Annotated in this window: 18 protein-coding genes and 1 pseudogene; 7 read left to right on the top strand and 12 right to left on the bottom strand. The window is 74.7% G+C overall.

Annotated elements, in window-relative coordinates:
• Nucleotides 1-141: 141 nt before the first annotated feature.
• The 3 genes from AB0953_RS21410 to AB0953_RS21400 all read right to left on the bottom strand — a co-directional run bounded on the left by AB0953_RS21410 (nucleotide 142) and on the right by AB0953_RS21400 (nucleotide 7,353).
• Nucleotides 142-1,605 (bottom strand): glutamate synthase subunit beta, encoded by a 1,464-nt coding sequence (locus AB0953_RS21410; RefSeq protein WP_366861087.1) that lies wholly within the window; start codon nucleotides 1,603-1,605, stop codon nucleotides 142-144.
• Nucleotides 1,598-6,139, bottom strand: a complete 4,542-nt coding sequence (gltB, locus tag AB0953_RS21405; protein ID WP_366861121.1) for a glutamate synthase large subunit — start codon at nucleotides 6,137-6,139, stop codon at nucleotides 1,598-1,600. Before gltB ends, AB0953_RS21410 begins: the two co-directional genes overlap by 8 nt.
• Nucleotides 6,140-6,621: 482 nt before the next feature.
• Nucleotides 6,622-7,353, bottom strand: coding sequence for a VIT1/CCC1 transporter family protein (locus tag AB0953_RS21400; protein ID WP_366861086.1), 732 nt, complete (start codon nucleotides 7,351-7,353; stop codon nucleotides 6,622-6,624).
• 245 nt (nucleotides 7,354-7,598) lie between these two features.
• Here AB0953_RS21400 and AB0953_RS21395 point away from each other — a divergent pair, with 245 nt between their 5' ends.
• The 7 genes and pseudogenes from AB0953_RS21395 (at nucleotide 7,599) to AB0953_RS21365 (ending at nucleotide 16,366) form a co-directional block, all read left to right on the top strand.
• Entirely contained in the window at nucleotides 7,599-8,603 is a 1,005-nt protein-coding gene (locus tag AB0953_RS21395) for an ADP-ribosylglycohydrolase family protein (protein ID WP_366861085.1), read from the top strand.
• Nucleotides 8,604-9,271: 668 nt separating this feature from the next.
• Nucleotides 9,272-10,384: pseudogene (locus tag AB0953_RS21390) on the top strand (ADP-ribosylglycohydrolase family protein); the annotation flags it as partial.
• A 7-nt stretch (nucleotides 10,385-10,391) separates the two neighbouring features.
• Complete coding sequence (locus AB0953_RS21385) at nucleotides 10,392-11,573, top strand: ADP-ribosylglycohydrolase family protein (protein ID WP_366861084.1); 1,182 nt, start codon at nucleotides 10,392-10,394, stop codon at nucleotides 11,571-11,573.
• A gap of 494 nt (nucleotides 11,574-12,067) precedes the next feature.
• Nucleotides 12,068-13,423, top strand: coding sequence for an ADP-ribosylglycohydrolase family protein (locus AB0953_RS21380; RefSeq protein WP_366861083.1), 1,356 nt, complete (start codon nucleotides 12,068-12,070; stop codon nucleotides 13,421-13,423).
• The gene (gene rbsK / locus AB0953_RS21375; RefSeq protein ID WP_366861082.1) at nucleotides 13,420-14,343 is read left to right on the top strand and encodes a ribokinase; all 924 of its coding nucleotides are present in this window, start codon (nucleotides 13,420-13,422) and stop codon (nucleotides 14,341-14,343) included. The genes AB0953_RS21380 and rbsK overlap by 4 nt, the downstream gene beginning before the upstream one ends.
• Nucleotides 14,340-15,548, top strand: coding sequence for a CoA transferase (locus tag AB0953_RS21370; RefSeq protein ID WP_366861081.1), 1,209 nt, complete (start codon nucleotides 14,340-14,342; stop codon nucleotides 15,546-15,548). Before rbsK ends, AB0953_RS21370 begins: the two co-directional genes overlap by 4 nt.
• On the top strand, nucleotides 15,545-16,366 hold the full coding sequence (locus AB0953_RS21365) for a CoA ester lyase (RefSeq protein ID WP_366861080.1): 822 nt from the start codon (nucleotides 15,545-15,547) through the stop codon (nucleotides 16,364-16,366). The genes AB0953_RS21370 and AB0953_RS21365 overlap by 4 nt, the downstream gene beginning before the upstream one ends.
• Before the next feature lie 493 nt (nucleotides 16,367-16,859).
• Here the strand turns inward: AB0953_RS21365 and lgt are convergent, their stop codons facing one another.
• The 9 genes from lgt to AB0953_RS21320 all read right to left on the bottom strand — a co-directional run bounded on the left by lgt (nucleotide 16,860) and on the right by AB0953_RS21320 (nucleotide 24,249).
• A complete protein-coding gene (gene lgt, locus AB0953_RS21360) occupies nucleotides 16,860-17,903 on the bottom strand; it encodes a prolipoprotein diacylglyceryl transferase (protein ID WP_366861079.1) in 1,044 nt (347 codons plus the stop codon).
• 90 nt (nucleotides 17,904-17,993) lie between these two features.
• The gene (locus AB0953_RS21355; RefSeq protein WP_366861078.1) at nucleotides 17,994-18,932 is read right to left on the bottom strand and encodes a thioredoxin domain-containing protein; all 939 of its coding nucleotides are present in this window, start codon (nucleotides 18,930-18,932) and stop codon (nucleotides 17,994-17,996) included.
• Between the two features lie 94 nt (nucleotides 18,933-19,026).
• Complete coding sequence (gene trpA, locus AB0953_RS21350) at nucleotides 19,027-19,857, bottom strand: tryptophan synthase subunit alpha (protein WP_366861077.1); 831 nt, start codon at nucleotides 19,855-19,857, stop codon at nucleotides 19,027-19,029.
• Nucleotides 19,854-21,131, bottom strand: coding sequence for a tryptophan synthase subunit beta (gene trpB, locus AB0953_RS21345; RefSeq protein WP_366861076.1), 1,278 nt, complete (start codon nucleotides 21,129-21,131; stop codon nucleotides 19,854-19,856). Before trpB ends, trpA begins: the two co-directional genes overlap by 4 nt.
• A gap of 243 nt (nucleotides 21,132-21,374) precedes the next feature.
• Entirely contained in the window at nucleotides 21,375-21,584 is a 210-nt protein-coding gene (locus AB0953_RS21340) for a tryptophan synthase subunit(beta) (RefSeq protein ID WP_366861075.1), read from the bottom strand.
• A gap of 8 nt (nucleotides 21,585-21,592) precedes the next feature.
• Entirely contained in the window at nucleotides 21,593-22,402 is an 810-nt protein-coding gene (gene trpC / locus AB0953_RS21335; protein ID WP_361918690.1) for an indole-3-glycerol phosphate synthase TrpC, read from the bottom strand.
• 162 nt (nucleotides 22,403-22,564) lie between these two features.
• Entirely contained in the window at nucleotides 22,565-23,134 is a 570-nt protein-coding gene (locus tag AB0953_RS21330; RefSeq protein ID WP_366861074.1) for a DUF2752 domain-containing protein, read from the bottom strand.
• A gap of 76 nt (nucleotides 23,135-23,210) precedes the next feature.
• Nucleotides 23,211-23,450 carry an HGxxPAAW family protein gene (locus tag AB0953_RS21325; protein ID WP_366861073.1) on the bottom strand — a complete coding sequence of 80 codons (240 nt, stop codon included), beginning with the start codon at nucleotides 23,448-23,450 and terminating at the stop codon, nucleotides 23,211-23,213.
• 106 nt (nucleotides 23,451-23,556) lie between these two features.
• The gene (locus AB0953_RS21320) at nucleotides 23,557-24,249 is read right to left on the bottom strand and encodes a TIGR02234 family membrane protein (RefSeq protein ID WP_366861072.1); all 693 of its coding nucleotides are present in this window, start codon (nucleotides 24,247-24,249) and stop codon (nucleotides 23,557-23,559) included.
• Nucleotides 24,250-24,283: the final 34 nt, after the last annotated feature.

The following is a 24,283-nucleotide window of genomic DNA, read 5'->3' as shown; positions in this document are numbered from 1 at the left end:
CCTGGTCGGGGACATGACGGGCGCCGTGTCGGATTTCCGCACGCCGTTGTACGGACCGTATGAGGGGTCCTCCGCACAGGGAGGGGGGTGTTGCGTTGGCCGGCCCCGCCCGCAGGGGAGCGGGGCCGGAGGGCGGGAGGGTCAGACCGTCAGAGCTCGGTCCGTCGGCTTGACCGGGTACGGGAGGGTGCTGGAGCCCGTGAGGTAGCGGTCCACGCCGCGGGCCGCGGAGCGGCCTTCGGCGATGGCCCACACGATCAGGGACTGGCCGCGGCCCGCGTCGCCGGCGACGAAGACGCCGTCGACGTTGGTCGCGTAGGAGGCGTCGCGGGCGATGTTGCCCCGCTCGTCCAGGTCCAGTCCGAACTGCTCGACCAGGCCGTTGGACTGGTCGGTGCCGGTGAAGCCCATCGCCAGGGTGACCAGCTGGGCCGGGATGACCCGCTCGGTGCCGGGCTTCTGGACCAGCTTGCCGTCCTCGAAGGCGACCTCGACCAGGTGCAGGGCCTGGACGTTGCCGTCCTCGTCGCCCTCGAAGCGGGTGGTGGAGACGGAGTAGACCCGCTCGCCGCCCTCCTCGTGGGCCGAGGTGACCTTGTACAGCATCGGGAAGGTCGGCCAGGGCTGCGAGACCGTGTTCCGCTCCTCGTTCGGGCGCGGCATGATCTCCAGCTGCGTGACCGACAGGGCGCCCTGGCGGTGGGCGGTGCCGACGCAGTCCGCGCCGGTGTCGCCGCCGCCGATGACGACGACGTGCTTGCCCTCGGCCGTGATCGGCGGGGCCACGAAGTCGCCCTCCTGGACCTTGTTCGCGAGGGGCAGGTACTCCATCGCGAAGTGGATGCCCTTCAGTTCACGGCCCGGGACCGGCAGGTCGCGCGAGACCGTGGCGCCGGCCGCGATGACGACCGCGTCGAACCGCTTGCGCAGGTCGCCGGCGGTGATGTCGCGGCCGACCTCGATGCCGGTGCGGAACTTGGTGCCCTCCGCGCGCATCTGCTCGATGCGGCGGTTGATGTGCACCTTCTCCATCTTGAACTCGGGGATGCCGTAGCGCAGCAGCCCGCCGATGCGGTCGGCGCGCTCGTACACGACCACGGTGTGGCCGGCCCGGGTCAGCTGCTGGGCCGCGGCGAGGCCGGCCGGGCCGGAGCCGATGACGGCGGCGGTCTTGCCGGAGAGGCGCTCGGGGGCCTGCGGGGCGACCGCGCCGTTGTCCCACGCCTTGTCGATGATCGAGACCTCGACGTTCTTGATGGTGACGGCCGGCTGGTTGATGCCGAGCACGCACGCCGACTCGCACGGGGCGGGGCACAGGCGGCCCGTGAACTCCGGGAAGTTGTTCGTGGCGTGCAGCCGCTCCGAGGCCGCGCTCCAGTCCTCGCGGTAGGCGTAGTCGTTCCACTCGGGGATCAGGTTCCCGAGCGGGCAGCCGTTGTGGCAGAACGGGATGCCGCAGTCCATGCAGCGCCCGGCCTGCTTGCTGATGATCGGCAGGAGGGAGCCGGGGACGTAGACCTCGTTCCAGTCCTTCAGCCGCTCGGACACGGGACGGGAACAGGCGGTCTCGCGCGGGGTGGTGAGGAAGCCCTTCGGGTCAGCCATGGGTCGCCGCCTCCATCATCTTCTCGTTGGTCTCGGACTCGGAGAGTCCGGCCAGCTCAGCGGCGTCCTTGGCGGCGAGCACTGCCTTGTACGTGGTCGGGATGATCTTGCTGAAGCGGGCCGCGGCGGCGTCCCAGTCAGCCAGGAGCTTCGCGGCCACGGTCGAGCCGGTCTCCTCCTCGTGGCGGCGCACCACATCGTGCAGCCACTGCTTGTCCGCGTCCGAGAGGGCCTCGACGGCCTCCAGGTTGCCGGTGTTGACGTTGTCCCGGTCGAGGTCGACGACGTACGCGACGCCGCCGGACATGCCCGCCGCGAAGTTGCGGCCGGTCTCGCCGAGGACGACGGCGGTGCCGCCGGTCATGTACTCGCAGCCGTGGTCGCCCACGCCCTCCGAGACGACCAGGGCGCCGGAGTTGCGGACGCAGAAGCGTTCGCCGGTGCGGCCGCGCAGGAACATCTCGCCGCCGGTGGCGCCGTAGCCGATGGTGTTGCCGGCGATGGTGGAGTACTCGGCGAGGTGGTCGGCGCCGCGGTCCGGGCGGACCACGACCCGGCCGCCGGAGAGGCCCTTGCCGACGTAGTCGTTGGCGTCGCCCTCCAGGCGGAGGGTGACGCCCTTGGGCAGGAAGGCGCCGAAGGACTGGCCGGCGCTGCCGGTGAAGGTCAGGTCGATGGTGTTGTCGGGCAGGCCCGCACCGCCGAACTTCTTGGTGACCTCGTGGCCGAGCATGGTGCCGACCGTGCGGTTGATGTTGCGGATGGCGACCCGGGCGCGGACCGGGCGGGCCTCCTCGGCGGTGGCGGCGGCCAGCGCGTCGGCGGCGAGCTCGATCAGCTCGTTGTCCAGGGCCTTCTCCAGGCCGTGGTCCTGCTCGACGAGCTGGTGGCGCACGGCGCCCTCGGGCAGGTCGGGCACGTGGAAGAGGGGCTCGAGGTCGAGGCCCTGGGCCTTCCAGTGGGTGACGGCCTTGGTGGTGTCGAGGAGCTCGGCGTGGCCGACGGCCTCCTCGATGGAGCGGAAGCCGAGCTCGGCGAGGAGCTCGCGGACCTCCTCCGCGATGAACTCGAAGAAGTTCACCACGAACTCGGGCTTGCCGGAGAAGCGCTCGCGCAGGACCGGGTTCTGGGTGGCGATGCCGACCGGGCAGGTGTCCAGGTGGCAGACGCGCATCATGACGCAGCCGGAGACGACGAGCGGGGCGGTCGCGAAACCGAACTCCTCGGCGCCGAGCAGCGCGGCGATGACCACGTCGCGGCCGGTCTTGAGCTGGCCGTCGGTCTGGACGACGATGCGGTCGCGCAGCCCGTTGAGCAGCAGGGTCTGCTGGGTCTCGGCGAGGCCGAGCTCCCAGGGGCCGCCCGCGTGCTTGAGCGAGGTGAGCGGGGAGGCGCCCGTACCGCCGTCGTGGCCGGAGATCAGGACGACGTCCGCGTGGGCCTTGGACACGCCGGCCGCGACCGTGCCGACGCCGACCTCGGACACGAGCTTCACGTGGATGCGCGCGGCCGGGTTGGCGTTCTTGAGGTCGTGGATCAGCTGGGCCAGGTCCTCGATGGAGTAGATGTCGTGGTGCGGCGGCGGGGAGATCAGGCCGACGCCGGGCGTCGAGTGACGCGTCTTGGCGACCCACGGGTAGACCTTGTGGCCGGGCAGCTGGCCGCCCTCGCCGGGCTTGGCGCCCTGGGCCATCTTGATCTGGATGTCGTCCGCGTTGACCAGGTACTCGCTGGTGACGCCGAAGCGGCCGGAGGCGACCTGCTTGATCGACGAGCGGCGCGCCGGGTCGTACAGGCGCTCGGGGTCCTCGCCGCCCTCACCGGTGTTGGACTTGCCGCCCAGCTGGTTCATGGCGATGGCGAGGGTCTCGTGCGCCTCCTGCGAGATGGAGCCGTACGACATGGCGCCGGTGGAGAAGCGCTTGACGATCTCGGAGACCGGCTCGACCTCGTCCACGGAGATGGAGGGGCGGTCGGACTTGAAGCCGAACAGGCCGCGGAGCGTCATCAGGCGCTCGGACTGCTCGTTCACCCGGTCGGTGTACTTCTTGAAGATGTCGTACCGGCGGTTGCGGGTGGCGTGCTGGAGGCGGAAGACCGTCTCCGGGTCGAACAGGTGCGGCTCGCCCTCGCGGCGCCACTGGTACTCGCCGCCGATGTCGAGCGCGCGGTGCGCGGGCGCGATGCCGGAGGCCGGGTAGGCCTTGGCGTGGCGGGCGGCGACCTCCTTGGCGATGACGTCCAGGCCGGCGCCGCCGATCTTGGTGGCGGTGCCCTGGAAGTACGTCTCGACGAACTCCTCGTCGAGGCCGATGGCCTCGAAGACCTGGGCGCCGCGGTAGGAGGCCACGGTGGAGATGCCCATCTTGGACATGACCTTCAGGACGCCCTTGCCGAGGGCGTGGATGAGGTTCCTGATGGCCTTCTCGGGCTCGATGCCCTCGATGAACGTGCCGTCGCGCAGCAGGTCCTCGACGGACTCCATGGCGAGGTACGGGTTGACCGCGGCGGCGCCGTAGCCGATGAGCAGGGCGACGTGGTGGACCTCGCGGACGTCGCCGGCCTCGACCAGCAGGCCCACCTGGGTGCGCTGCTTGGTGGCGATGAGGTGGTGGTGCACGGCGGCGGTGAGCAGCAGCGAGGGGATCGGGGCGTGCTCGGCGTCGGAGTGGCGGTCCGACAGGACGATCAGGCGGGCACCGGCCTCGATGGCGGCGTCGGCCTCGGCGCGGATGTCGGCGATCCGGGCGGCCAGCGCCTCGGCGCCGCCGGAGACCCGGTACAGGCCCGAGAGCGTGGCGGCCTTCATGCCGGGCATGTCGCCGTCGGCGTTGATGTGGATGAGCTTGGCGAGCTCGTCGTTGTCGATCACCGGGAAGGGGAGCGTGACGCTGCGGCAGGACGCGGCGTTGGGCTCCAGCAGGTTGCCCTGCGGGCCGAGGGAGGACAGCAGCGAGGTGACGAGCTCCTCGCGGATGGCGTCCAGCGGCGGGTTGGTGACCTGCGCGAAGAGCTGGGTGAAGTAGTCGAAGAGCAGCCGCGGGCGCTCCGAGAGGGCCGCGATGGGCGAGTCGGTGCCCATGGAGCCGATCGGCTCCGCTCCGGTGCGGGCCATCGGGGCGAGCAGGACGCGCAGCTCTTCCTCGGTGTAGCCGAAGGTCTGCTGGCGGCGGGTGACCGAGGCGTGGGTGTGGACGATGTGCTCGCGCTCGGGCAGGTCCGTCAGCTCGATCTCGCCGGACTCGAGCCACTCCCCGTACGGGGCGGCGGCCGCGAGCTCAGCCTTGATCTCGTCGTCCTCGATGATCCGCTTCTGGGCGGTGTCGACGAGGAACATCTTCCCGGGCTGGAGGCGGCCCTTGCGGACGACCTTGGCGGGGTCGATGTCGAGGACGCCGACCTCGGAGGAGAGCACGACGAGGCCGTCGTCGGTGACCCAGTAGCGGCCGGGGCGCAGGCCGTTGCGGTCGAGGACCGCGCCGACCTGGGTGCCGTCGGTGAAGGTGACGCAGGCCGGGCCGTCCCAGGGTTCCATCATCGTGGAGTGGTACTGGTAGAAGGCGCGGCGGGCCGGGTCCATGGAGGTGTGGTTCTCCCACGCCTCCGGGATCATCATCAGCACCGAGTGGGGCAGCGAGCGGCCGCCGAGGTGCAGGAGCTCGAGGACCTCGTCGAAGGAGGCCGAGTCGGAGGCGTCCGGGGTGCAGATCGGGAAGATGCGGTCCAGGGCGCCGGGCCCGAAGGCGTCGGTGACCAGCTGGGACTCGCGGGCGCGCATCCAGTTGCGGTTGCCCTTGACCGTGTTGATCTCACCGTTGTGCGCGACGAAGCGGTACGGGTGCGCCAGCGGCCAGGACGGGAAGGTGTTGGTGGAGAACCGCGAGTGGACCAGGGCGAGCGCCGAGGCGAAGCGGCGGTCGGAGAGGTCCGGGAAGAAGGGCTCCAGCTGGCCGGTGGTCAGCATGCCCTTGTAGACGATGGTGCGGGCGGACAGCGACGGGAAGTACACCCCGGCCTCGCGCTCGGCGCGCTTGCGCAGGACGAACGCCTTGCGGTCGAGGGCGATCCCCTCGCTCTCCCCGTCGGCCACGAACAGCTGCGAGAAGGCGGGCATGGTGGTGCGGGCGCCGTTGCCGAGCAGGTCCGGGGTGACCGGGACCTCGCGCCAGCCGAGGACCGTGAGGTTCTCCTCGGCGGCGATGGCCTCGATCTGCTCCACGGCGACGGCCTGTGCGGTACCGTCGGCGGGGAGGAAGGCGATGCCGACGGCGTACGCGCCGGCCGCGGGGAGCTCGAATCCGGCGGCCTCGCGCAGGAACGCGTCCGGAACCTGGGACAGGATGCCGGCGCCGTCGCCGGAGTCGGGCTCGGAGCCGGTGGCGCCTCGGTGCTCGAGGTTCCGCAGTACGGTCAGCGCCTGCTCCACGAGGGTGTGGGTCGCCTCGCCGGTGAGGTTCGCCACGAATCCGACGCCACAGGCGTCCTTCTCGTTGCGCGGGTCGTACAGGCCCTGCTGGGCGGGGCGACCGTCCATGGGCGACCAGGCAGTGGTGCTGGGGCCGGTCGCGGAGTGCGTGGATGCGGAACGCATCGGCTCTCCCGTCGTCGTCGTGGCATTGGTGCAAGCCGAGGGACGACGTTGGCCCTCTGCGAAATTTCGTGCAGGTTACATGATGACCGCTATCCCGCGAAGCGGATATTGCCGTTTCAGCATGCGGACACCGTGGGTGCTGCACGAGGCAGAAAGAAGGGACCTTCGGGGGCGGAGCAGGCAGTAGTCGGCGGTTCGGGGCGACGGGGCGGCTGATCCGGCTGATCGACGTGGTCCGTTGACCGGCTGGATCGGGGCGCACCGCGGAGCGAAGGGGCGAAGGGTCCCGGTGCGAGCAGCGGGCATCGTCGCCCGCTTCGCCCTCGTCTGATGCCCGGCGGACACGGGATCGAAACCGCCGGGTAACGGACATTGCTCCGGACTACTTATGTTGCGCGGTGCATAGTGTCTCATTCGGGGGGCGATCAGCCTATGGCTGCGCCGATCCAGGTTCCCAGGACGTACGTCACACCGGCGGCCGCACCGCCCAGCACGAGCTGGCGCAGGCCGCTGTACCACCAGGAGCGGGCCGTGACCCGGGAGACCACCGCGCCGCAGGCGAAGAGGCCGACGAGGGCGAGCAGCACCGCGGGCCACAGGGCGGTGGCGCCGAGCAGGTACGGCAGGACCGGCAGCAGCGCGCCCAGCGCGAAGGAGCCGAACGAGGAGGCGGCCGCGACCAGCGGCGACGGCAGGTCGTCGGGGTCGATGCCGAGCTCCTCGCGGGCGTGGATCTCCAGCGCCTGCTCGGGATCGCGGGAGAGCTGCATGGCGACCTCGCGGGCCAGGGCCGGCTCGACCCCGCGCGAGACGTAGAGCTCGGCGAGCTCCTCCATCTCGTCGACCGGGTGCTTGCGCAACTGCTGCCGCTCTATGTCGAGTTCGGCGAGGACCAGTTCGCGCTGCGAGGCGACGGAGGTGTACTCGCCCGCGGCCATCGAGAAGGCGCCGGCCGCGAGGCCCGCGAGCCCGGTGATGACGATGGTGTGGGGGGCGACGGCGCCGCCGGCGACGCCGGTCATCAGCGCGAGGTTGGAGACCAGGCCGTCCATCGCACCGAACACGGCCGGCCGCAGCCAGCCGCCGTTGACGTCGCGGTGGGTGTGGTTGTCGCGGTGGGCGGTGTGCAGCGGTGCTTCGATGTCGATGATGGACATGCGGCGTATCTCCCCTTATGCGCGTACGGGAGCCGTGAGGCGCTCCGCTCCCCCTGAACACCTCGAAATTACGCACGATTTCTGTTGCCCGCCAGCAAGGAAGGCCGTACTTACCTGGGCATTTGGGGGTCGGCGACCGGGTGACGAGGGGGCGGGCGGGGTGTTTCGCGGTGAGCGACAAACCGTCTGCCGTGGCACAAATCCCCCTAGGGGCCACGATGGCCCCACCACGATGGCTCCGTCACATGGAGAGGCGCGCCGTGGAGCTGACCGCTGCATGCAATCCGCAGGTCCTCCTGGAACGGTCCAGGGGCGCCCTGCTGGGCCTCGCCGTGGGCGACGCGCTGGGCGCTCCCGCGGAGAACATGAAGCCGTCGGAGATCCGGGCCCGCTGGGGCCGGATCGAGGGGTTCGTCGCGGACGATCCCGCCGGGACGGACGACACCGAGTACGCGATCTTCTCCGGGCTGCTGCTCGCCCGGCACGGGTCGGCGCTGAGCGTCTCGCACGTCGAGCGGGCCTGGCACCACTGGATCGCCGACCTGGACGTCGGGCCGTTCCGCGGCGCCGGGTTCTCGGAGCGGGGCACGCTGGAGAACCTGCGGCGGGGGCTCGCGGCGCCGATCTCGGCGCAGCACCGGCACGCGTGGTCGGACGGGCTGGCGATGCGGGCGGCCCCGTTCGGGGTGTTCGCGGCGGGCCGGCCGGCCGAGGCGGCGCGGCTCGTCGCCATCGACGGCAGCGTCAGCCACGACGGGGAGGGCATCTACGGCGGCCAGGCGGTCGCGGCCGGGGTGGCGGCGGCCATGGCGGGCGCCGGGCCGGCGTCGGTGGTCTCCGCCGCCCTCTCGGTCATCCCCTCGGACTCCTGGACCGCCCGCTCCCTGCGCCGGGCGGTCACCGCCGCCCCGCACGGCGAACGGGCGGTGCGCTCCGCGGTGGTGATCGGCGGCTACCCGTGGACCGACCTGGCCCCGGAGGCGGTCGGGCTGGCGTTCGGGGCGTTCGCGGCCTGCGGCGGGGAGTTCGCGGGCTCCGTCCTGACGGCCGTCAACATGGGGCGCGACGCGGACACCACGGCCGCGGTGGCGGGGGCGCTGGCCGGGGCCCTGTCCGGGGTCGCGGCGATCCCCGCCGACTGGGCCGCGGCGGTCGGGCCGGTGCGCGGCAGCTGCCTGCCGTCGATGCGGGGCCACCACGTCCTGGACGTGGCGGACCTCCTCACCCCGGAATCCGAGCCCGCCCGGTGACCGCCCCCAGGACGCCCCGGACGACGGAGCGCCCCGCCGACGGCACGGAGCCGATCGCTGCCGCGGCCCGGGGCGACGGCACGGCCCCGGCGGAACCGCGGACCACCGCACCCCCCGCCCCCGCCGGCGAACCCCCCGTGGACGGAACGCCCCACCCGCCGACGGCACCGGCACCCGGGGCGCGCGTGCACGGGCCGGGGGACCCGGAGGCCGAAGCCCCCGACCCGAGGCGAATCGTTGCCCCACCCGCTCCCACGGCGCCGGCCGGCGGCCGGGGGCGGCTTCCCCACCCCGTGCCGGCCGGCGCGGCGGACGGCTCGCCGGAGAACGACAGCGGGAGGGCGCACGCGGGGAGCTTCGCGCCCACGGACCCCGGCCCGCGCAGCGGGGAGGACGGGGCGGAGACAGGCGGGCAGGCCTGGGCGCCCGCCGAACCCGGCCCACGCGACCGGGAACACGGGGCCGAGGCTGGCGTACGGGCCGGGGCGGCTGCGGAGCACGGCCCACGCGACCGGGAGGACGGGGCGGAAACGGGCGGGCAGGCCTGGGCGCCCGCCGAACCCGGCCCACGCGATCGGGGGCACCCGGCGGAGCCGGGCGGGCGGGCCGGGGCGCCCGCGGGGCACAGCCCGCGCGACCGGGAGTCCGGAGCGGAGACGGGCGGGCGGCGGATCGAGGGGTTGCTGCTGGGGCTGGCGGCCGGGGACGCCGCCGGGTGGCCCGCGGCCCGGCACCGGGCCAGCCGCATGCCCGAGTGGACGCGCCGGCTGACCCGGGAGCTCGACACCTTCGCCGAGCAGAACGCCACCACCACCCTCCCTGTCCCGATCGCCCTCAACCAGCCGCCCGAGCCCCTGCTGCTCGGCCCCTCCGACGACGCCGAGTGGGCCGCCTTCGCCGCCGAGTCGGTGCTGACCGCGGCCGGGGTCCTGCTCAGCGACCTCAGCCGGTCGCGCCGGATGCGGGCCGCGATCGACCTGGCCTGGAACGCCCTGGCCAGCGAGGTCGCCGCCGCCGCCGAGCGGGCCCCCGAGGTCGAGTCGGCCGTGCTGCCGCTGCGCGCCCGGATCTCCGTACGGGCGGGCCTCGGCAACCTCGCCGCCGGGCTGCGCCCGCCCGCCACCGGCCACGACAACCCGCACTACTTCGACGACGCCGCCTGCGTTCGGGCCTGCGTCCTCGCCGTGGTCCACCCCGGCGACCCGGAGGCGGCCGCCGACCTCGCCGAGTTCGACGCCCGCTACACCCAGGACGGCGACGGCGTCCACGGCGCCCGCGCGATGGCCGCCGCCGTGGCCGCCGCCCTCGCGGGGGCCTGCGTCGACGCCGCCGTCGACGCCGCCCTCGAGCAGCTGCCGGCCGCCACCGAGATCGGCCGCAACGCCCGCCACGCCGTCAAGCTGGCCCGGACCCACACCGAGGGCGGCGGCGCCTTCGCCATCGTGCCCACCCTCGAGCACGAGATCGTCGACCACGTCTACAGCTACGGCATCGCCGCCGCCGAGACCGTCCCCGTGGCCCTCGCCCTGGCCACCGCCGCCCGCGGCCGGGCCGTCGACGCCGTCCCCGCGGCCGCCTGCCTGTCCCGCGTCGCGGACTCGGCCCCCGCGCTGGCCGGCGCGCTCACCGGCGCCCTCGGCGGCGGCGACTGCGTCCCCGCCGCCTGGCGCGAGGCCTGCCGCACCCTGTCCGGCTGCGCCCTGCCCCGCCTCGCCGGCACCGACCTCGTCGAACTCGCCGCACACCTGGCCCGTACGGAACTCACCTCACCCAAGGGATGATTCGGACATGACGCAGACGCAGGCGCCGACGCCCCGGCGGACGCCGACGCTCACACTGGAGGACCGGGCCGCCGGCTGCCTGGTCGGGGCCGCCGTCGGCGACGCGCTCGGCGGCCCGGTGGAAGGCTGGTCCCCGGAGCAGATCGCCGACCGCCACGGCGGCCGCGTCCGCGGCATCGTCGGCCCCTGGCACGCGGACTGGCGCACCGCCCGGCCCATCGCCCCGTACCACAAGGGCGACGGCCACGTCACCGACGACACCCTCATGACCCACGCCCTGGTCCGGGTCTACGAGACCGTGCGCGACCACCTCGACGCGTATGCGGTCGCCGACCACCTCGTCCCGGACCTGATGACCAATCCCCGCTGGATCCCGGAGCTGGAGGCCGAGGCGATCCCCCTGCAGCGGATCTTCCTCGCCGAGAAGTGGATCGTGGCCCGGCTGCACTACGCGCACGCCGACCCGCGCGAGGCGGGCAGCGGAAACATCGTCAACTGCGGTGCGGCGATGTACATGGCGCCGGTCGGCATCGTCAACGCGGGGAACCCGCGGGGCGCGTACGCGGAGGCGCTGGACGTCGCCGGCGCGCACCAGTCCTCGTACGGGCGGGAGGCGGCCGGCGTCCTCGCCGCGGCGGTGGCGGCCGCGTGCACGCCGGGGGCGACGGTGTCCTCGGTGGTGGACGCCGCCCTCGCCCTGGCCAAGGACGGCACGCGGGACGCGATCGAGGCGGTGTGCGACGTCGCTTCGCGGCACGGGGACTTCGAGTCGGCGCTGGGCCCGCTGCGGGAGGCCGTGGCCCCGTACGACTCGGTGGGCCCCGACTACCGCAGGCCCTCGCTGGGCGCCCGGCGCCCCTCGCGGCTGCACGCCGTCGAGGAGCTGCCGATCGCGCTCGGCATGCTGGTCGTCTCGGGCGGCGCGTACGAGGACGCGGTCCTCGGAGCGGTCAACTACGGGCGGGACTGCGACTCCACCGCCACCATGGCGGGGGCCGTCGCCGGAGCCCTGGCGGGCGCGGCCGCGGTCCCGGCCGACTGGGCCGCGCGGGTCGCCGAGGCCAGCCGCCTCGACCTGCACGCCCCGGCGGCGGCGCTGGCCGCGGTGGCCCGCGAGGTCCACGCCCGCGACCGCTCCCGCCGCCGCAGCCACGAGGCGGCCTTCGCGGCCCTGACGACCCCCCGATGACCGCCGCCGACCCGGGCGGACGGGCCCGCACCACGGCCCCGGAAGCCGTGCCCCGAGCGCTCTCCGGCAATCCCGCCCCCGACCGGCCCGCCCCCGCCGCGGCTGCCGGACCGGCCACGCCGGCGAGGCCGAAACGGCCCGGCCGTGCGGAGGCGCCCCGCACGGCACGACGCGCCGCGGAACCCGGCGGCCCGGGGGGCTCGGAGAGCGACCCGCCCGGGCGGGGATCCCCCCGGCCGCCGAGCACCCCGCCCCACGGCGCCGGGGCGGGCGGCGCGGGAGGACGCGCCACCGGCCGGGCCGTCGGGCCCCCGGCCCCCGAGCCGGGCGGCCCCGGGCCGGCATGCGCCGGGCCGGTCGGCCCGGGACCCGGGGACGCGGCGGCGGGCACCCGGCCGCAGGGGCGTGGTCCGCACGGGGGCCGCGCACGGCGGGGGCGCCCCGAGGGCGACCGCCCCTCGGGCGGCGGGGCGGGCGGGCTGCGGCTGACCTGGGTGCAGCCCGAGGTCCTGGTCGGCCATGAGCTGCGGCTCGCCGCGGAGGACGGGCGGGATGCCGCGGGGGTGGCGCGGGTCTGGTTCGGGGCCGGCGGTTCGGCCGCCCCGGCGCGGGCCGGGGCCGGGCCTGCGGCGCCCGGGCTGCGGGAGCTGGCCGGGCGGCTGCTGGCCGAGCTGGCCGAGCTGCCCGCGGAGCCGGCCCTGGCGGCGGCCGAGCCGGACTCCTGGGCGGCCGTCACCCGTACCTGGCCGGCCGGCCCGCCCCCGGCCGCCCCGCCGGAGCCGGACGGCCCCGCGCCCGGCGGCCTGCGGGCCCGGCTGGAGGCCGCCTGGACGGGCCGGGCCGTCGGCTGCGTCCTCGGCAAGCCGGTCGAGAAGCTGCCGCTGGAGGGGATCCGGGCGCTGGCCCGGGCCGCGGGCAACTGGCCGCTGGACGACTGGTTCACCGCGCGCGGCGTACCGCCCGCCCTGCTGGCCGCGTACCCGTGGAACCGCCGCTCCGCCGCGACCTCCCTCGCCGAGAACATCGACGGCGCGCCCGAGGACGACGACCTCGACTACCCGCTGCTGAACCTGCTGCTGCTCAGGCGCCACGGACGGGGCTTCGCCACCGCCGACGTCGCCCGGCTCTGGCTCGAGGAGCTGCCCGCCGGGCGGACCTTCACGGCCGAGCGCGCCGCCTACCGCAACCTGCTGCTGGGCCTGGAGCCCCCGGCCACCGCCGTGCACCACAACCCCTTCCGCGAGTGGATCGGCGCCCTCATCCGCGCCGACGTGCACGGCTGGACCAACCCCGGCGACCCCGCGGCCGCCGCCGCGCAGGCCCACCGCGACGCCGCCCTCACCCACACCCGCAACGGCCTCTACGCAGCCCTGTTCGCCGCCGCCGCGATCGCCGAGGCGGCCTCGGGCCGGGCCGACGTGCACACCGCCCTGCGCGCCGGGCTGGCCGTCGTACCGCCCGGCTCGCGCCTCGCCGAGGCCGTCCGCTTCGGGATCCGGGCCGCGCACGACGACGAGGCCGACTTCGACCGCGTCGTGGACCGCCTGCACGCGCGCTACGGTCACTACCACTGGGTCCATGCCGTCCCCAACACCGCCCTGATCGCCGCGGCCCTGACCCACGCCGACGGCGACTTCACCCGCTCCGTGTGCCGGGCCGTCTCCGGCGGCTGGGACACCGACTCCAACGGCGCGACCGCCGGCTCCCTGGCCGCGCTGGTCGCCGGCCGGGTCCCGGACCGCTGGCGCGCTCCGCTGAAGAACCGCCTGGCCACCTGCATCGCCGGCTTCGACGGCATCGGCTTCGACACCCTCGCCCAGCTCACCGCACAGGAGGCAGCACGCTCATGACGGCCATCGCCGTGCTCGGCAGTACGAACATGGACCTCGTCGCCTACGTCACCAAAGCCCCCCGCCTCGGGGAGACCGTCACCGGCCGCGCCTTCCGCACCGTCCCCGGCGGCAAGGGCGCCAACCAGGCCGTCGCCGCGGCCCGGTGCGGGGCCCGCGTGGTGATGATCGGCGCGGTCGGCGCCGACGAGTTCGGCGTTCGGCTGCGCTCCGCGCTGGCCTCGGCCGGGGTCGACACGGGCGGGCTGCGGACCGTGGAGGGGGCCAGCGGGACCGCGCACATCACGGTGGACGACGAGGGCGGCAACAGCATCGTGGTCATCCCCGGCGCGAACGCCCTGGTCACGGGGCTGGAGGCGGGCGACGAGGCCCGGATCGCCGAGGCCGGGTCCCTGCTGCTGCAACTGGAGGTGCCGCTGTCCGGGGTCACGGCGGCCGCGCGCGCGGCCCGGGCGCACGGCGTACGGACGGTGCTGACTCCCGCGCCGGCGCAGCCGCTGCCCGGCGGGCTGCTGGCCTCGGTGGACCTGCTGGTGCCCAACGAGCACGAGGCGGCGGCCCTGACGGGGCTGACCGACCCGCGGCAGGCCGCGGCGGCGCTGCTGGAGCAGGTCCCGGAGGTGGTGGTCACCCTGGGCGCGGCCGGGGCGCTGTACGCGGCGCGCGGGCACGAGCCGTACGCGGTGCCGGCGCCGCGGGTCCGGGCGGTGGACTCCACGGCGGCCGGGGACACGTTCGTCGGGGCGCTGGCGGTGGCGCTGGGCGAGGGCCGGCCGATGCGGGAGGCGCTGGGGTGGGCGGCCGCGGCGGCGTCGCTGTCGGTGCAGCGGCCGGGGGCGCAGGACTCGATGCCGGGGCGTCCGGAGACGGACGCGGCGTACGCGGCCTACGCCGCCGCGGCCGGGGCCGGATCCTCGTGAACCCGCCGCCGGAGGCCGCCCCCGGCCCGCTGCGGGGGCTGCGCGTGCTGGACCTCGCCACGCTGTTCGCCGGGCCGCTGGCCGCCACCCTGCTCGGGGACTTCGGGGCCGAGGTGGTCAAGGTGGAGCACCCCGGGCGCCCCGACCCCTCCCGCGGGCACGGCCCCGCCAAGGACGGGGTGGGGCTGTGGTGGAAGCTGCTCGGGCGGAACAAGCGGACGATGACCCTCGACCTGTCCACTCCGGGCGGGCGGGACACCCTGCTGCGGCTGGCCGCCACCGCCGACGTGATCGTCGAGAACTTCCGCCCCGGCACCCTGGAGCGGTGGGGCCTGGGCTGGCCCGAGCTGTCGTCGGCCAACCCCCGCCTCGTCCTGGCCCGCGTCACGGCCTTCGGCCAGCAGGGCCCCTACGCCCGCCGCCCCGGCTTCGGCACCCTCGCGGAGGCGATGAGCGGTTTCGCCGCGATCACCGGCGATCCGGACGGCCCGCCGACCCTGCCGCCGTTCGGGCTGGCCGACTCGATCGCGGCGCTGACCTGCGCGTACGCCGTGATGACCGCGCTCGCCGGCCGGGACCGGACCGGTCACGGCCAGGTGGTCGACCTGGCGATCATCGAGCCGATCCTGACCGTGCTGGGCCCGCACCCGCTCTGGTACGACCAGCTCGGCTACGTCCAGCCGCGCACCGGGAACCGCTCCACCAACAACGCCCCCCGCAACATCTACCGCAGCGCCGACGGCCGCTGGCTGGCGGTCTCCACCTCCGCGCAGTCCGTCGCGGAACGGGTCGTACGCCTGGTGGGCCGGCCGGAGCTGGCCGGCGAGCCGTGGTTCGCGAGCGGGGCGGGGCGGGCCGCGCACGCGGCCGTCCTCGACGAGGCGGTCGGCGGGTGGATCGGCCGGCACAAGGCCGAGGAGGTGGCCGCGGCCTTCGAGGAGGCCGAGGCGGCCGTGTCGCCGGTCTACGACGTACGGGACGTCATGGCCGATCCGCAGTTCGCGGCCCTGGACACCGTCACGGAGGTGCAGGACCCGGAGCTCGGCCCGCTCCGGATGCAGAACGTCCTGTTCCGCCTGTCCGGGACGCCGGGCGGGATCCGCTGGGCGGGCCGCCCGCACGGCGCCGACACCGACGCCGTCCTGACCGAGCTCGGCCTGACCGAGGCCGAGATCAGCGCGCTCCGGATGGAGGGGGCCCTGTGATCCTGACCTGGCTCTACGTGCCCGGCGACCGGCCCGGGGTGGTCGCCAAGGCCCTGCGGTCCGGGGCCGACGCGGTCATCGTCGACCTGGAGGACGCCGTGTCGGCCTCCCGCAAGGAGTACGCGCGGGCCGCCACCGCCGAGCTGCTCGGCGAACGGCCGCCCGTCCCCGTCCACGTCCGCGTCAACGCACTCGACTCCCCGTGGGGCGGGGCCGACCTCACCGCACTGACCGGGCTGCGGGGGCTGGCGGGGCTGCGGCTGCCGAAGATCACCGCCCCGGAGCAGATCGTCCAGGCGGCGGACCGCACCGGCGGGGTGGCCCTGCACGCCCTGCTGGAATCCGCGCTGGGGGTGGAGCGGGCGTACGACATCGCCCGCGCGCACCCGGCCCTGCGGGGGCTGTCCCTCGGCGAGGCCGACCTCCGCGCCGACCTGGGGATCACCGCGGAGGGCGGCCTCGACTGGCCGCGCGCGCGGGTGGTCGTCGCCGCCAGGGCGGCGGGCCTGGCGCCGCCGGCCCAGTCGGTCTACCCGGACATCCGGGACCTGGACGGCCTGGCCGCCTCCTGCGCCCGGGGCCGGGCGCTGGGCTTCCTGGGCCGGGCGGCGATCCACCCCCGGCAGCTGCCGGTGATCGAGCGGGCCTATCTCCCCGGCCCGGAGGAGGTCACCGCGGCGCAGGAGATCGTCGCGGCGGCCCGCCGCAGCCCGGGCGCGGTGGCCCTCCCGGACGGCCGCTTCGTCGACCCGGCCGTCCTGGCCGGCGCGGAACGGGTGGTGGCCCTGTCCCGCCGAGAATCCCCGATCCCCTCCTGACCCCCGGCCGGCGGCACCCGGCGGCCCCGAGGCCCTCGGGGCTCCGCCCCGAACCCCGCGCCTCAAACGCCGGCGAGGCTGACATGTCCCACCCCCGCTTCGCAAGCGGAACAAGCCCCGACACCTGAGCCCTGGGCCCGAGCAGAGCCCGCACCCCGCCCCAGCCGCGCTGCCTGGAGCTCCGCCCCCGCCTGCTGCGCCAGGGAGGCCGAGGCGGCCGACCCCCTGCTTCGACGGCGGAGGAGCCAGCCCCGCCAGCGGCCGGGGCGGCCTCCCAAGCCGACCGGCTACCGCCCACCCCTGGACCCCGGTCCCGCACACTCAGCCCCGCCGGCGTTTGAGGCGCGGGGCCGGGCTGAGCCCGGTGGTCGGCGGAGACGAGGGCCCGCAGGCCGCGGCCGAAAAAGCCCACCCCCCGCTTCCGAAGCGGGGGGTGGGCGGAGGCTGCCGGGCCCTGCCGCGGTGGCAGGGGGCGGGCGACGAGGCCGACGGGTCAGGCGTCGGTCGCGTCGGCCTTTGCGGCCGCGGTGTCGCCGCTCTTGGCACCCGGGACCTCGGCCTTCGAAGCCTCGGCCTTCGGGGCCTCGGCCGCGACGGCCGCGTCGGCCGCCGGCTCCGGCTTCGTGAGGCTGACCTCGGCAGCGGCCGGCTCGGCCTCGGCCGGGGTCGCGGGCGCGGCGTCGGCCTCGGCCCCGGTCGTCTGCGGGTCCGCGGCCGCGGGCCCCCGGTCCGGTTCGACCACCGCTTCGCGGCCCGGCCGGAGCTTCGCCGAGAGGATGAAGTAGACCACCGCCAGGACGAAGACCACGATGGCGGTCCACACGTTCAGGCGGACGCCGAGGATGTGGTGGGCCTCGTCGACCCGCATGTACTCGATCCAGCCGCGGCCCGCGCAGTACGCGGCCACGTACAGCGCGAACGCGCGCCCGTGCCCGAGCGTGAAGCGCCGGTCGGCCCACAGGACCAGCAGGGCCACGCCGATGCACCACAGCGACTCGTACAGGAACGTCGGGTGGTAGGTACCGGCGACCCGGTTCGGCCCCTCGCTGATCTCCAGCGCCCACGGCAGGTCGGTGGCCCGGCCGTAGAGCTCCTGGTTGAACCAGTTGCCCCAGCGGCCGCAGGCCTGGGCGAGGGCGATGCCGGGGGCCAGGGCGTCGGCCCAGGCCGGCAGCGGGATGCCGCGCAGGCGGCAGCCGATCCAGGCGCCGACCGCGCCCAGCGCGATCGCGCCCCAGATGCCGAGGCCGCCTTCCCAGATCTTGAAGGCGTCGACCCAGTTGCGGCCTTCGCCGAAGTACAGCTGGTAGTCGGTGATCACGTGGTAGAGGCGACCGCCGACCAGGCCGAACGGGACGGCCCACACGGCGATGTCCGCGACCGTGCCCGGCTTTCCGCCGCGCGCGATCCAGCGCTTGTTGCCGAGCCAGACGGCGACGAAGACGCCGATGATGATGCAGAACGCGTAGCCGCGCAGCGGGATCGGCCCGAGGTGGACCACGCCGGTCGACGGGCTGGGGATGTAGGCAAGGTTCATGGCAGGACCGACGCTACCCTGCCGGGCGGTACGGATCGCAACCCGCCCGGCAAGCCGCCATCAAATCGACACCTCCTCCCCCCGCCCGCCTCACTCTCCCGCGGCTCCCTTCGACGCCGAGGCGCCCGCGCGCGCCGCCCCCGTCGCCCCCGTCGCCGCCGCGGAGGGCTTCGTACGGGCTCCGGCCGGGGAGGCCGAGGGGGACGCGGACGGGGAAGGGGTCGCCGAGGGGCTGCCGCCCCTGGCCGCCGCCTCCACCGTTTCCTTCAGCTTCTGCGGGGTGATCGGGTGGGCCTGGTCGGCGAAGATGTCCTTGCCGTTCAGCAGGACGCTCGGGGTGCCCCGGAACTTCCCGGCGCGGAACGCCTCGTGCGACTTGGCCACCCAGCTGTCGTGCGTGCCCTTCTCGACGCAGGTGCGGAACTCCGGCGTGTCGAGCCCGGGCACCTTGGCGGCGAGCTCCAGCAGCTTGGCGTTCTTGCCGTAGGCGTCGTCCGTCTCCTCCGGCTGGTTCTGGAAGAGCAGGTCGTGGTACGCGGCGAACTTCCCGGCGTCCTGGGCGCAGGCGGCCGCATTGGCGCCGCGCAGTGAGCCGCTGCCGCCCATGTTCCCGTCGATGAGGGTGACCAGGTGGTAGTCGACCTTGAGCAGGCCCTTGGCCTCCAGCTCGTGGACGGTGTCCCGGTAGTTGGTCTCGAAGGACTTGCAGGCCGGGCAGCGGAAGTCCTCCCACACCGTCAGCGTGGACGCGGCCTCGCTGCGGCCCGTCTGGATGGCCAGGGCGTCCTTGCCGGTGGCCCCCGAGGGGGCGGTCACCGGTCCGCTCCCGGTGGTCTTGCCGCCCTTGCCGCTGTTGGCGGCGATCAGGCCGACCACGGCCGCCAGGCCGAGGACGCCGACCACCGCGCCCGCCACGACGAGCGTCCGCCGGCGCTTGTCCTTCTTCTTCTCCCGCTCGCGCTCCGCTTGGAGTCGTTCCCGGGCCGATCGTTTCGCTTGGCGGTTCGCACCGTCGTTCTTCTCGCTCACGGTCGGCCAAACGAAGCAGGGAGGCACTCGCGTGCCTCCCTGCTCCCAGATCCACCCGATCGGGTTACATAACCTTCCGGGGCTCCGGTCGGCGTCAGCTCCTGCGTACGCCTTCCGCAAGTTCGCCCGCCAGCGCCCGTACGGCGTCCAGCCCGGCCGGCAGGTCGGGGGCGTCCAGCAGCAGCTTCACGAACGCCGAGCCGACGATGACGCCGTCGGCGAAGCCGGCGACCTCCTTGGCCTGGGCGGCGTTGGAGACGCCGAGGCCCACGCAGACCGGCAGCTCGGTCGTGGTGCGGGTGCGGCGGACCAGCTCCTGGGCCTCGTGGCCGACCGACTCGCGGGTGCCGGTGACGCCCATGAGGGAGGCGGCGTAGACGAAGCCGGACCCGGCTGCGGTGATGGTGGCCAGGCGCTCGTCCTTGCTGCTGGGCGCGACGACGAAGACGGTCGCCAGGCCGTGCCGGTCGGCGTGCTCGCGCCACAGCGCGGACTCCTGGACCGGCAGGTCGGGCAGGATGCAGCCGGCGCCGCCCGCCTCTGCGAGCTCGGCGGCGAACCGCTCCACGCCGTAGCGGTCGATGGGGTTCCAGTACGTCATGACCAGCACGGGGGCGCCGGTCGCCTCGTGCGCCTCGCGCACGGTGCGCAGCACGTCGGCGATCTTGACCCCGCCGCGCAGGGCGATGTCGTCGGCGGTCTGGATGATCGCTCCGTCGAGGACGGGGTCACTGTGCGGGAGGCCGACCTCGACCACGTCCGCGCCGCCCTCGATGACGGCCTTGACGGCCTCGATGCCGCCGTCGACGGTGGGGAAGCCCGCGGGGAGGTAGGCGACGAGGGCGGCGCGGTCCTCGGACTTCGCCTTGGCGAGGGTGTCGCTCAGGAGCTGGATGCGCCCGGTCTTCTCACTGGTGTTGCTCACTTCGACTCCCCCTCGGCGTCGTTCTCGGTCGCGCTCGGCTGCTCCGCGTCGTACAGCCCGAAGTAGCGGGCGGCGGTGTCCATGTCCTTGTCGCCGCGGCCGGACAGGTTGACCACGATCAGCCCGTCCTTGCCGAGCTCGCGGCCCAGGTCGAGGGCGCCGGCGAGGGCGTGGGCGGACTCGATGGCCGGGATGATGCCCTCGGTGCGCGAGAGCAGGCGCAGGGCCTGCATGGCCGCGTCGTCGGTGACCGCGCGGTACTCGCCGCGGCCGGTGTCCTTGAGGAAGGAGTGCTCCGGGCCGATGCCCGGGTAGTCCAGGCCGGCCGAGATCGAGTACGGCTCGGTGATCTGGCCCTCGTCGTCCTGCAGGACGTAGCTGCGGGAGCCGTGCAGGATGCCCGGCTCGCCGGCGGTCAGCGTGGCCGCGTGCTCGCCGGTCTCGACGCCGTGCCCGGCGGGCTCGAAGCCGACCAGGCGGACCCCGGCGTCGGGGATGAAGGCGTGGAAGAGGCCGATGGCGTTGGAGCCGCCGCCGACGCAGGCCGCGACGGCGTCGGGCAGGCGTCCGGCGCGCTCGAGGATCTGGCGGCGGGCCTCGACGCCGATGACGCGGTGGAAGTCGCGGACCATGGCCGGGAAGGGGTGGGGGCCGGCGACGGTGCCGAAGAGGTAGTGGGTGCGGTCGACGTTGGCAACCCAGTCGCGGAAGGCCTCGTTGATGGCGTCCTTGAGGGTGCGCGAGCCGGACTTCACGGCGATGACCTCGGCGCCGAGCATGCGCATGCGGGCCACGTTGAGGGCCTGGCGCTGGGTGTCGATCTCGCCCATGTAGACGGTGCACTCGAGGCCGAAGAGGGCGCAGGCGGTGGCGGTGGCCACGCCGTGCTGGCCGGCTCCGGTCTCGGCGATCACGCGGGTCTTGCCCATGCGCTTGGTGAGCAGGGCCTGGCCCAGCACGTTGTTGATCTTGTGCGAGCCGGTGTGGTTGAGGTCCTCGCGCTTGAGGAAGATCCGGGCCCCGCCGGCGTGCTCGGCGAACCGCGGCACCTCGGTGAGGGCGCTGGGGCGGCCGGTGTAGTTGACCATCAGGTCGTTGAGCTCGGCCGCGAAGGCCGGGTCGGCCTTGGCCTTCTCGTACTCCACGGCGACCTCGTCCACGGCGGCGACGAGCGCCTCCGGGATGAACTTGCCGCCGAAGTCGCCGAAGTACCCCTCGGCGTTCGGAACCTGACCCTCCGGGTCCGGGATGAAGAATTCAGTGGCGCTGGACATGCCCAGTCACTCCTGTGGGATGCGTGTGCGGCGGGTGGTTTTCACCGTATTGCGCCGCCCGCCCGTGGCCCGCGCGCCGCACCCCGCCGACCGGACACGGAGTCCGGCGGGGAGGGTGGGGGCTCGTGGTGCGTGCGTACGGGGCGGGAAGGCCGCGCCGCCCCGGTCCGGTCGTTGTCCGGTCCCGGGCAGCAAGGGCCCTCGCGGAGGGGTCCCGCGGCGATCGGCCGCCGGGCCCGTCCGTTACGGCGCGCCTCCGGGGCGCCATCGCATGCCGTTGACCTGGCCGGGCTCCGAGCCGATCACGTACCGGACCCGCCGCCCGTGGACGCGCCGGGCCGGGGCGCGGCAGCCGCGGGGGCGGCAGCCGCGCGCCAGGGGCGCGTGCGCCGTCGGCACGCCGGCCGGGCCACTGCCCGGGCGGGTGCGGACGGAGGGGCGGTCACAGGCCATGGGTCGGGTCAGCTCCGTCCGTGGCGCAGGGCGGGGTGGGCGCCGGCGGCGACGAGGTCGGCCACGGCCGCCTTCGGGTCGCGTCCGGTCACCAGGGACTCGCCCACGAGGACGGCGTCGGCGCCCTCGTTCGCGTAGGCGATCAGGTCGTGCGGTCCGCGGATGCCGGACTCGGCGACCTTGACGATGTGGGCGGGGATCTCGCCGACGACGCGCTCGAAGGTGGAGCGGTCGACGGTGAGGTCCTTGAGGTTGCGTGCGTTCACGCCGATGATCTTGGCGCCGGCGGCCACCGCGCGCTCGATCTCCTCCTCGTCGTGGACCTCGACGAGCGGGGTGAGGCCGATGGACTCGGCCCGCTCGATGAGGGAGACGAGGGCCTCCTGGTCCAGCGCCGCCACGATCAGCAGCACGAGGTCGGCGCCGTAGGCCCGGGCCTCCCAGAGCTGGTACGAGGTGACGATGAAGTCCTTGCGCAGGATCGGGATGTCCACGCGGGCGCGGACGGCCTCCAGGTCGGCCAGCGATCCGCCGAAGCGGCGCTGCTCGGTGAGGACGGAGATCACCGCGGCACCGCCCGCCTCGTAGTCGGCGGCGAGCCCGGCCGGGTCGGCGATCGCGGCCAGCGCGCCCTTGGAGGGGCTGGAGCGCTTGACCTCGCAGATCACCTTGACGCCGTCGCCGCGCAGGGCCGCGACGCCGTCCTTGGCCTGGGGCGCCTTGGCGGCACGCTCCTTGAGCTCGTCGAGGCTCACGCGGGCCTGCCGTTCGGCAAGGTCTTCGCGGACCCCTTCGATGATCTCGTCGAGCACACTCACGCGAGCGGCCCCCTTCCGGGTCGATGACGGTCGGCCGCCTCGCAGACACGTACGACTGCAAGGTCGGCAATCAAATGGTATCCGCAGGAGGCGTTGCCCTCCGCACGCGGTTGACCGGCGTCCCATTACCTGGACATTCGGAATCTGGGCTTCATATAGGTCTCACGGGGCCAGCGCGGATCCGAAGGGAAGGTTGCGGACGACGCAGAACACCAGGGCGAGACCGCCCAGGGCCCACCAGTACGGCCCCTTCAGGGCAAAACGCGGCGTGGGGGCGCCCCGCCAGGCGGTGAGCAGCCACCGGGCCATGAAGCCGGCGAAGACGAAGTAGGCGACGACGGCCAGCGCATTCGCCCCGAGAGCGGTGATCAGATCGCCGTGGGCGAACGCGTGCGCACTGCGCAGGCCGCCGCATCCGGGACACAGGATTCCGGTGACGCGGAAAAGCGGGCACACCGGATAGTGGCCGGGTTCATTGGGGTCCACGGCGCCTACGTACGCAAATGCCGCGGCCGCTCCGGCCAGCGTGAGCACCGGGGCGGCCAGGCGGCGGGCCCGGGAGGCCGGGGCTGCCGCGGCGGGCCCGTGCGGGGCGGCGAAGGCGCCGGGAGGCGCGCCCGGGGGCCATCCGGGGGCATGGGGGGCGGGCACGGCCGGAGGGGCAGCGGGCGGCGGCACGGGTGCGGTGCGGGGGGTGCGGGAGGCGTCCACGCGCTGATTCTCTCCGGTCATGACGAAAGGCGCAGCCCGGCGGGCCGCGCCTCTCGCGTCGGTGTCCGCGGTGTCGGCTGGGCCGACGGCCGGGCACTCAGGCCTTGGCGGCGGCGATGGCCTTGGCGAGGTCCTCGTGGGCGGGCTTCGGGGCGCCCATGCCCGCGGCCTTCATCGCCATGCCCACGACACCACCGAGGGCGACGATGACGATGCCGGCCCAGAACCCGATCGGGTTCGCGAGCACCATGAACGCGCCGGAAACGCAGAAACCGATGAAGGCGATGATGACACCGGTCCAGGCGGCCGGGGTGTGTCCGTGGTTGCTGCCCGCCATGAGTTGCTCCTCATTTTTAACGTTTTAACGTTTTCACGTTCGCTCTGTCGCAAGTGCTGTGTCGCACGCTCGCTGCCCATTGTCCCGCACGAGGGCAGCACCGTGGTCAGCGGGTGGGGTCCTCGCCGCGGTCCAGGGCCTTCCAGAGGTCCTCGGGCCGGTCGGTGTCGACGGCTGCGGCGCGGCGGCCGCGGGAGGCGCCGTCGCGCTCGTAGCGGCCGCCCATCGCGGGCCAGCTGCTGCCGAACCTCAGGGCCAGCAGTCCGGCGGCCAGGATGAGCACGGCCCCCGCCGCGGTCACGTACGGCCATGCGGTGTGCGTCAGCGCGCCGACGCGGGCCGCGGTGTCCGCAGTGGCCCGGGCGGCCTGGGCGTCCAGCGCCTGCCGGTCGCCGGCGGCCAGGGCCGCGGAGACGGCCGCGCCCAGACCGCTCAGCGCGAGCAGGGCGGAGACCACCAGCCGGCCCCTGCCGCGCACGGCGAAGACCGCCACCAGGGCGGCCAGGCCCACGATGGCCAGGGCCGCCGGCAGCCCGGTGACGGCGCGCCCGTCCGCGGTCAGCGGGAGCGAGCCGCCGCCGACGGCGGCGGTGCCCCGGGCCCACACCCGGCCGGAGGCCAGGAGGACGACGGTGGCGCCGAGGGCGCCGAGCAGCAGGGCGGCGGCCACGCTGCGGCGGCCGCCGGCACCGCCGGGGGCCTGCGCGGCACCAGGGGCGTCCGCGGCGTTTGCGGCGTCCGCGGCGTCCTGTCCCGGGGCTTCGCCGGTGTCGTTTCGGGGTGGGGGTACGGCACTCACGTACCCCACTATCCCCTACGCCCCTGCGGGCCGG

It is taken from the genome of Streptomyces sp. NPDC046866 (genome assembly GCF_040704625.1).
In the GTDB taxonomy this organism is placed as follows: Bacteria; Actinomycetota; Actinomycetes; order Streptomycetales; family Streptomycetaceae; genus Streptomyces.
The sequence above is the reverse complement of the archived record's forward strand: the minus strand, read 5'-3'. Positions and strand labels throughout refer to the sequence as shown.